We start from the raw sequence: 8,248 nt of genomic DNA, 5'->3' as shown, positions 1-8,248 counted from the left end.
TTCAAATGGGGTAATGGAATACTACTATCAAGATCGTACGACCAGGACTACCGCATTACAGGCCATCTCGCTACAGGCATCGATAGACGCCATTTTTCTTATGACGATAACAGCAATATCACAGGCATTGATCGAGGCATAAAAAGCCAAACCTTTGCTTACGATGAATTGGACCGACTAAAGGGAGAAACAGGCAGCTATGGCAGCAAAACTTATGTTTATGATGCGTTAGGCAACCGTTTAAGCCGCACCTGGAAGTTTGGTGATAAAACCGAAACCCAAACCCTGACGTATAAAAACAACAGCAACCAGCTTGATAAAATCGCTAATAACGTTGTTACCCATACTGAGAGTGGGCACTTTAAAAGCTACTTAGGTGATGATTATCAGTATGACCCTATGGGCCGTTTAAAAGGCGTTTATAGCGGTGGGCTGGTGAAGCTATACAACTATTATGATGCTTTCGGCAAACGTATTAGACGGGCGAGCACTTCACTTTACCAAGATTTTTATATTTACAGTAACGGCGGTAACTTACTAAGCGAGCTGAGCTATAAATCAAGAGACTTAAAACAAACCAGTGAATATATTTGGTTAGGTAGTATGCCCGTTGCCCACATTGCCGGGAAAGACGGCAAATACGCCATTAGCTATATTCACACTGACCACCTCAATACACCACGATATGCGACTAACGACCAAGAGAAAGTCGTTTGGCAATGGGAGTCTGATGCCTTTGGAGTTGGCGACGCTGAAGAAGATGTAGACGGCAACGGTATTAAAACCGCTATTTCGTTGCGCTTCCCTGGCCAAGTATACGACAAGACAACAGGTACTTTTTATAACCACCACCGGGATTATGTCCCCAACTTAGGGCGTTATGTGCAAACTGACCCTATTGGATTAGAAGGAGGAGCTAACACCTACTCCTACGCTAATAATAACCCTGTGATGTTCATTGACCCACTTGGGTTAGAGTCTTGGGGCTTATCTTTTGGAGGTGCCTACACAACCGTACACGGTACCAGTGTTGGAGGCTCGATTACATTTGCACTTGATACAAATGGAAAATTTGCAATTGTTGTCACTCCTGAAGCAGGAATCGGTGTTGGTAAAGGGTTGAGTGTGTTTGGCAGAGGCTTGCTAGGCCTTGGGGATAACACAGTTGATACATTAGCTGGTTCTGGTGGTTCTGGCTCATTAAGCATAGGCCCAGCTTCTTTTTCAGTCAGTTTCCCTTATAAATATACGCCTCAACAAAACAGCTGCTCAGTTAATGGAAAACAGGACCCTTTCCCTAATGGTACACATGGCTCCTATCCACCAATAGTTGAAGCTGGAGTTGGCCGAGGTTCTGGTGCATCATTAACATATGCACATGGAATAACAGTATTCTCTTCAACTGTTTTAGGTGATCTTGGAAGAAAGATTGGGCGGGGCTTATATGACCTTCTTCATTAGTTTTACATTTATATTGTTATTTGCAATGTTAGTTGCTTATGCTTTGTACAGTGATACTCAAAATAAAGTATGGAATGAGTTAGCAATAAGTTTTCCTAACTCTAATGGCCAACACAGTAATAGCAACTATAAGATTCAAATGGTTTTCTTTCGCCGGGAGTCAGAAAAAAAATTTGATTATTTTAATTCAATGAAAGTGTTTATAGATGAAAAGGGCGTTTATATGAGGCCAACACTAAATCATTACTTTTTAAAACCTGTGTTTATCCCGCTGAAAAGCCTAAAACCAGTAAAAGAAAAATATTTATTTATAAAAAAAAGGAGGGTTTTTAAAGTGGATGGATATGATATTTGCATAGCTATATGAACTCTAGTGGCAGGTTTAGTGTATATTTAATAATTATTAAAGCTAATGAGAGTGAGAGTTTTTAGGTGACAAAAAATACTGTTTTTATTTCTATTTATACACTGGTAATGGTTGTTGTTTTAGCTATCATTGATTACTTTGTTTTTATGGAAAAATGCAGATATTTTTTAAGCATACTAGGAAAGGCTATAAGTGCAAGCAACAAATATGATTAAGCAAATCAAGCGATCTGATTTAAGCACATGCAATTTTGATAAATGGCTACTGAGCTTAAAACAAAAAGACTTATTTTCATCAAATAACCTTGAGTATGAGATTAGTAATGATGACTTAGGAAAGGTTTCTGCTGCCATTATAGAAGTGCATACCAGCAAATATATGCTGATATCTCACTCTGAAGCTCCAGATAACAATATAGACGTGTTTTTAGATATAGATACACCAGTTGGTGAACTAACAAAACTAGCAAACGATTTACTGGAGTATATTTACATATCAGATGAAGAGTCCTTAGAGTTTAATGAAGAGGTTTCTTTAGACAAACTTGATCACTGGAATGTTAACCGCCAGGATGACAATGGAGCAAAAAATACCATAACAACAAAACTCAGCAAAAAAGCTGCCTTACAGCTAGCTGATAGCTTTGAGAAAAAAGGACATAAACAAATGTACTGGGTAGAGAAAACCCAAAAATAAAAGCCAAAGAAGTCAGCATTAAGCTGGCTTTTTAATTACATACCGACCACCTCAATACACCACGTTATGCCACCAATGCCCAACGAAAAATCACCTGGCAATGGGAGTCTGACGCCTTTGGCTTAGGTAGTGCTAACGAAGATGTCGATGGCGACGGAAAAAACGTTGTTATTTCGCTGCGCTCCCTGGTCAGGTATACGACAAGGAAACAGGTACTTATTACAACGTAAACCGGGATTATGACCCAAGACTTGGGCGTTATATATAAAGATGGAAGTGTAGAAAAGAGAGGGCAAATTTTTGAAGACTATGTTAGAAGAAATGAATCAAACAAGCCTGTCACTAAATTTTCAGGTGTAGCTAATCATGTTAAAACTCCTTAAACACAAGATATATGCATTATTGGTTGCAATGACCCTGCTTGCTGGATGCCAGCAAAAAGTGTACGTAAGCATCGTGAAGATTGATAAAAATAACAACCCTACATTTTGCGTATCAACTTGGCCAAATTGCGTAGGTGCTGGAGTATCACTTAGTGATTTCTTTATTGCTGAGTTGGATGATAAAGGGAAATGGTCTACAAAAGACGGAATAACTAATCTACTTTGGTGGCTAGAACCAGCTGAAAGCTACCCATCCTTAAAAGAAGTTACTTATGGTGTAGTGCCTAGTGGATGGAAAGAAGAAGCACCAGCTAAGCCTCTACAACTGAATAAGTGGTATACAATTTCAGGTTACTATTACCTTCATGTAAGGAAGAAGGGCTTTGAGCTACTTAGCCATGCTGAGTACTATAATAGACTCCCTGATCATGAGTAAACAATTTCAGCATCCATAGCTGTCCTATGCCAGCCCCGCGCTGGCTTTGTTTCTTCATACACTTGCCAATACTGCGACCCCGCCAAATTTGCCAGACCCTATGATGACGGTAAGCGTCAGGGGTGGTGTAAGTAGGGCTTAGTTATTTCAAATAAAAGGAATACGTATTACCGTTTTGGGTAGCATACTACGCCAGCAAGGTAAAACTAGCCGGTTCTTGTGATTATTGGCTGGTTTTGTAAAGGCTACAGGTGGGGTGGGTTGAGAATGGAGCACCGAGCGACATGCCAGCCAATGTATTTCTCATTAAAATTATCTCCTCTCACAGAATGTCAATAATCAGTCACTGAAATCCAATGTTAATAGCAAACGGCTTTCACCTTTTTTTAACGCAGGTGATCGATGAACTAAGCCTGCATTTTCATTCCCTTCCCAAAGCTCACCTTTTAGTAAGGCTACATCTCCAGTGTTTAGTTGGTGAATATCATCTTTACTTTGGAAGAGGCCAGATTGCTCATCTGAATATCCGTTACTGCCTATCCCTAGTTTTGTACGATCAACAGCATGATGCGGCAACCACTCTGTAGACATACCTTGATAAGTACTGACGAGTCGGCATGGTACTTTATCAACATGGAATTTAGGACACATTGCGCGATCAAGTACAGTTAATCGTAATCCTGCTCGTTTGAGGTCAAACAAACAGCAAAACATATCCACGAGCTCAGCAATATTTTCACCCAAAGCTGGTTGACTCTCATTACCTAAAGATTGACGAACAACTGAAAGTGCAGATTGTGGTGTTATGCTCTGGGCAATTTGAAAAGTACGATTGGATGCCAAAAAGTCGCTAACAGCTTTTTTAACAGTTACATTTAGTTCTCGCTGCCAAATGACCAGATTGATTTCTTCTTGATAAATCTCAGTCAAACCTGCTGGCGCTTTGCTGGTGGCTATGCGTCGCATTTTTTCTGATATGGCAGAGCTAAGATCGTCAAGTTGATTAATAGAGATCATGCGCTTTCTCTCCATGATGGGAAAGGGTCGTTCAACGTGGCCCAGTAGTTTTTTCCTAGCAGTAATTCATCGTCGCTTAGTAAGCAGTTATCTAATGCTTGGGTGATAGCAGTTTGATTCAGTCCTTGACCAATAAAGACCAACTCCTGACGCATATCACCAAAAGGTTCGACCCACTGTTGGTAAATAGATGTTAAATACTCTTCATCTGTCGGCCATTTTTCCTTGGGTACGGCTTTCCAAAACATCCCTGCAAAGCTGTAGCGAGCGATACCACCAGCCTGGCTCCACTGGCCAGCAAACTCCGGGCGTGATGCCAACCAAAAGTAACCTTTAGATCGGATGAGTTTGCCGTATTGTTCGGTACTGTGGAGAAATTGATAAAACTTTTCTGGGTGGAAAGGGCGTCGCGCAACATAACTAAAACTACCAATGCCATACTCTTCTGTTTCAGGAACATGTTCACCCCGCATCTCTTTGAGCCAGCCTGGCGCTTGTTGAGCTCGCTCGAAGTTGAATAGGCCTGTATTAATGACTTTATCAATATCAATTTGGCCATGAGAAATCGGAATGATCTGAGCGTGAGTATTGAGTGTTTGAAGAATAACAATGAGGCGCTTTGTGCTTGAAGCGTCTGCTAGATCAGTTTTGCTTAAGAGAATAACATCAGCGAATTCCACCTGATCAACAAGTAAATCAGCGACACTGCGCTCATCTTCTTCACCAAGAGATTCACCTGCATCCTGTAAAAATTGGGCTTCCTCGTAATCCTTGAGGAAGTTTACAGCATCAACCACAGTGACCATTGTATCAAGGCTTGCAATATCAGAGAGTGATAGACCATTTTCATCAGAAAAAGTGAAGGTCTCTGCTACAGGCAAGGGTTCAGATATACCGGTTGATTCAATGATGAGATAATCAAAACGACCGCTCTTTGCTAGTTGACTGACTTCCTCTAATAGGTCTTCACGCAATGTGCAGCAAATACAGCCATTGCTCATTTCCACAAGTTTTTCTTCACTTCGGTTGAAGGAAACTTCATTCTGGACAGTTGCTGAATCAATGTTTATTTCACTCATGTCATTGACGATCACAGCGACTTTCTTACCCTGTCTATTGTTTAAAATATGGCTAAGTACAGTTGTTTTCCCCGCGCCAAGAAAGCCTGAAAGCACTGTAACGGGGAGTTTGTTTGTCTGAGTCATAACATTCTCGGATCTTATAGGTATGTCTTCTGGAGTATAAATAGGGTTACTCTTATATGTTATGTTATAACATAACTGTTCATTTTAAAACTTGCTTGCCGTTTGAGAAAGAGAATTAGCTGATACAACTAAACATCACTCGTCACTGCCGATCACTGGGTATGTAGTGGTCCGGCCGGTATTCTGACGATATTGGCCAGACCTCTTATCAATCGATTGAAGCATCTGAGCTTTTTCCCTAAAGTTAGGGAAGGACTGACCTCTACTGCTAAGGTAATCAGAAAATACAAATTGCCAGCAGGGGTTTTTCTTAGCCACTCATAATAATTTTAATCATTGGACGATTTAAAATGAGCGCATTAAAAAAAAATTTCAAAAAATTAATTATAACCTCTCTAGCTATCACTGCTATCAGCCCTCTTGCCAATGCTGACAAGCGCATAATTACAACTAATGAGCACATGTATGAGAGTGTCAATATAATACAAAAAAAAAGGAATGGCAGTCGCCAAGTTGGTCTTGCTTTTGGCTGCGACCCTCTTGCTACAGCTGACTGGCTTAAAGTAAAAGTACGCCCTCTTAATAGCAACAAAGACCATAAAACATACGACAAATTTGAAAAAAACCTCTCTTGTCCTCAACTACAACCTGAAAAATTCTGGTTGATGGAATACACCTACGATGAGCTGGTTGATTTTGCTGATAGTACTAATGAAAAAGGGGTTTCAATCAAGCTTCAATACAAGCAAGTTGGTGGTAACAAAGACAGCTGGGCTCACCTTTCTATCACTAAAAACGCTAACGGTAAAATTGTCATCACCAAGAATGATAACGGGACTTCGGCTGCTCACTTGTCTGGCACCAGACCAGCAACGGCTTACTTTTATGGTGTAGGCGCTGCCGGAGATGCCACACTACGGTATTTCGATATTACTAATGTCAAGTCTGGTGACTATTACTGATACTCTATTTTCAGGCTGGAGCGTGATTCTATGCGGTCGCATATAGGACTTATGCTGTTTTCCGTTCCGGCTGAATCTATGAGCTTATAAGAACGTAGCTCACCATCAGCTAAGAGTTGGTAGCCAGTTATTCCATATTTCCTTGCAACTACCGATAAAAGTGGTTTATCGGCTGGTTTTGAAAAGGCTACAGGCGAGGGTGGATAGAAGACCTAAAAGGTTACGAGAAACACATAGTTAAATTTTATTCAAAGCTATCAAGAGAGCTTGAATAAGTATCAGTAAAAAATCACAGCCATAAATACGTCATACTTATGTTTAGTAACAACAATAATTGACCAAGGTTAATTCCTGCTAAGTACATAAACCCTGGTCAAATATCTAGTTTATTTGACTTACTGAGCAGAGGTTGCAATAAAATTAAAAGGAAAATCTTTTGATTTTCCACTTAAGTTCTGAACGCTCAAACTGAATCCATTTGGGCTAGCATCATGTATTGATGCGCAAGCCGTATAGGTGGATGACTCGCCATCTGTAATAACAGTGACTACAATTATAGGCTCTGATGTAAAGACATTATTATTGAAGTTCACAGTATACAAGCCTGTGCCTGTACGGTTTGAATTAAATGAGCCTTCGATTCCCACTGAACCATTAGCATTAACTTGTCCACTTATTGTTTTTACTTCAGGCATTTTATCTTCTCCTTAAGAATATTTTACGTTACTTCATGCTGCATAAGCACATGAGTAAGCTCCATTTGACTAATTTTAGTACATCAAGAAAAGTTTAGAAACAGGTGTTAAGATTAACAAAAAAAATGGAAGGTTACTTAGCCCTCTACCGATAAGCGGTGGTTATCGGCTGATTTTGGAAAGGCTGTAGAGGAAGTAGGTGGAGGATGAAGCACACCAATATCTTCGAGAGCTATTTAACTAGACTTTAAACAATATTGGTGTGTTTTTAAGCATGTTTTTGTGTTGTGTGAAAAGTTAAAATTGTAACAACACTAATTTAGCTACAAACTCCTTCACATCTCCTTTAGTCAGTGTGTCAATGATTCAAAACAGTGTCTATTCATTACGACAAAGTTTCTGATTTTTGTAATGGCTTAAAGCAATAACGATACTGCCGATAATCGTTGCCCACTTTTCTCCTGCTTCGCCGACAATGTCATGACCATAAAGGGCTGCTAACGTAATTATTAGTAAACCGATTGCCCCTAGCAGAATAACACTCCAAGCCTTATGTTTTTGCCACCCCATTATTAGTGCAAGGATACTAGTTGGCAGCACAAACAATATTAGCACTTTATGAAATACCTCATCACTTAACATAGCAGATACAACTGTAGGAATAATGACTATAACGACTGGTATTAGTAAGCAGTGTGCCACGCAGAGAAAAGAAACCCCGACAGCTGCTTTATCAAGTGTTGTTTGTATATTTTTCATTTTTAGCCAAGCTTTCCATCTCTTAATGTTGCTTCCTGCATTTTTAAAACGTTATAACATAACAAATATTAAATATAAAAATTCCTTCCAAAGACCAAGGCTTTTTAGGTATTGCAAAATTAGGTTTGCTAGTACACTCCTATTCAGTTAGGTATAAAGCTCACGCAGCGCAGTGAACTTTATACTGAGAACTCGATTCCGAAGTTTTTAATGCTTGACTAGCAGGATGAGGAAGACTTAAAGGGCTGGACTACAGGCATGGCTCCA

9 protein-coding genes are annotated in these 8,248 nt (G+C 39.9%); 5 read left to right on the top strand and 4 right to left on the bottom strand.

Going from position 1 to position 8,248, the window contains the following annotated elements:
• The 4 genes from ORQ98_RS28230 to ORQ98_RS28215 form a co-directional block, all read left to right on the top strand.
• The coding region (locus ORQ98_RS28230; RefSeq protein WP_342455237.1) for an RHS repeat domain-containing protein at positions 1-1,461 on the top strand (1,461 nt) is incomplete at its 5' end.
• Positions 1,418-1,828, top strand: a complete 411-nt coding sequence (locus ORQ98_RS28225; RefSeq protein WP_274692174.1) for a hypothetical protein — start codon at positions 1,418-1,420, stop codon at positions 1,826-1,828. The genes ORQ98_RS28230 and ORQ98_RS28225, both read left to right, overlap by 44 nt.
• A gap of 192 nt (positions 1,829-2,020) precedes the next feature.
• Positions 2,021-2,524: a hypothetical protein gene (locus tag ORQ98_RS28220; RefSeq protein ID WP_274692173.1), complete on the top strand. Its 504-nt coding sequence runs from the start codon at positions 2,021-2,023 to the stop codon at positions 2,522-2,524.
• A gap of 366 nt (positions 2,525-2,890) precedes the next feature.
• Positions 2,891-3,343: a hypothetical protein gene (locus ORQ98_RS28215; RefSeq protein WP_274692172.1), complete on the top strand. Its 453-nt coding sequence runs from the start codon at positions 2,891-2,893 to the stop codon at positions 3,341-3,343.
• A gap of 339 nt (positions 3,344-3,682) precedes the next feature.
• Here ORQ98_RS28215 and ORQ98_RS28210 read toward each other — a convergent pair whose 3' ends face one another.
• Both ORQ98_RS28210 and zigA read right to left on the bottom strand, forming a co-directional pair.
• Positions 3,683-4,360: a DUF1826 domain-containing protein gene (locus ORQ98_RS28210; RefSeq protein WP_274692171.1), complete on the bottom strand. Its 678-nt coding sequence runs from the start codon at positions 4,358-4,360 to the stop codon at positions 3,683-3,685.
• Positions 4,357-5,565, bottom strand: coding sequence for a zinc metallochaperone GTPase ZigA (gene zigA / locus ORQ98_RS28205; RefSeq protein WP_274692170.1), 1,209 nt, complete (start codon positions 5,563-5,565; stop codon positions 4,357-4,359). The genes ORQ98_RS28210 and zigA overlap by 4 nt, the downstream gene beginning before the upstream one ends.
• Positions 5,566-5,915: 350 nt before the next feature.
• Between zigA and ORQ98_RS28200 the strand changes: the two genes are divergently transcribed.
• Entirely contained in the window at positions 5,916-6,527 is a 612-nt protein-coding gene (locus ORQ98_RS28200) for a hypothetical protein (RefSeq protein ID WP_274692169.1), read from the top strand.
• A 395-nt stretch (positions 6,528-6,922) separates the two neighbouring features.
• Here the strand turns inward: ORQ98_RS28200 and ORQ98_RS28195 are convergent, their stop codons facing one another.
• Both ORQ98_RS28195 and ORQ98_RS28190 read right to left on the bottom strand, forming a co-directional pair.
• The gene (locus tag ORQ98_RS28195) at positions 6,923-7,222 is read right to left on the bottom strand and encodes a hypothetical protein (RefSeq protein ID WP_274692168.1); all 300 of its coding nucleotides are present in this window, start codon (positions 7,220-7,222) and stop codon (positions 6,923-6,925) included.
• 378 nt (positions 7,223-7,600) lie between these two features.
• Positions 7,601-7,981: a MerC domain-containing protein gene (locus tag ORQ98_RS28190; RefSeq protein WP_274692167.1), complete on the bottom strand. Its 381-nt coding sequence runs from the start codon at positions 7,979-7,981 to the stop codon at positions 7,601-7,603.
• Positions 7,982-8,248 lie beyond the last annotated feature (267 nt).

The organism is Spartinivicinus poritis (genome assembly GCF_028858535.1).
Taxonomy (GTDB): Bacteria; Pseudomonadota; Gammaproteobacteria; order Pseudomonadales; family Zooshikellaceae; genus Spartinivicinus; species Spartinivicinus poritis.
This window is presented reverse-complemented; position numbering and strand designations above follow the sequence as displayed.